At 35.0% G+C, this 863-nt stretch carries 1 protein-coding gene; it reads right to left on the reverse strand.

From position 1 onward, the window contains the following. A partial coding sequence (locus tag AC1DRQ_RS31880) for a DUF5686 family protein (protein ID WP_477430218.1) occupies positions 1–863 on the reverse strand: 863 nt, incomplete at both ends.

The following is an 863-nucleotide window of genomic DNA, read 5'->3' on the forward strand; positions in this document are numbered from 1 at the left end:
CCATAGAGCGTATGAAGTTGATATTGATGTGTTTATTGATTTTTAATACCGCTTTTTGAACAGCATAATTGCCATCAAGCGTAACATATATCATACCTTCAAAAAGTACGTCGTTGCTATTACGCGGGGTAAAGCTTAACTCAACCAGTTTTTGGTTTTTACTATCGGTAATGGTATCTGTTATGAAAAACTTATAATAGTTAGGTGAATTGTTTGATATTGGACTTAAAAACTGACTGGTGATCAAAAATATATCATTGTCATAAATATCCACCTTGTTATACAGGTGTTTAAAATATTGCTTAACACCTTCATTATCAACTGCAGGGCCAAAGTTTACACCTCGCTGGCCTAATATTACTTCCCGTGTTTTTTCGGGGTTTTTGCGGTAGTAGTTTTGTGATAATTTTTCGTCAAGATAAATAGGCAATATGGATTTACCCGGTAAAATTGTGCTGTCGCGATTATCTATCACGAACTTATATTTTCTGAAAAATTTCCTGTCAGAAAATTGGGYCGATACGTTGATAAACCCAAACATCATTTTATCATACTCACGATATTCAACAAAATCATAAGCCTCAGGACGATTCTTGGGCTTGTTTTCAATTACCTGACGTATCAGCTCAACAGCCGGATTATCTTTATTACGATATTTAGGTTTTTTGCCCGATTTTATAACAACCTCATTCAGTTGCCTGGAAACCGGAAAAAGCTTTACGTTTATTACTTGTTCCTTACCGGGTTCAACAGCTAAAAAAGCGTCTTTATAGCCTAAAAATGATATTTTTATTTGTTTGTATGGCTGACTTGTTACCAATCGGTATTTTCCCTGATTATCAGTAGTAACACCAACTGTGGTG

Source organism: Mucilaginibacter sp. P4_E8, assembly GCF_056401495.1.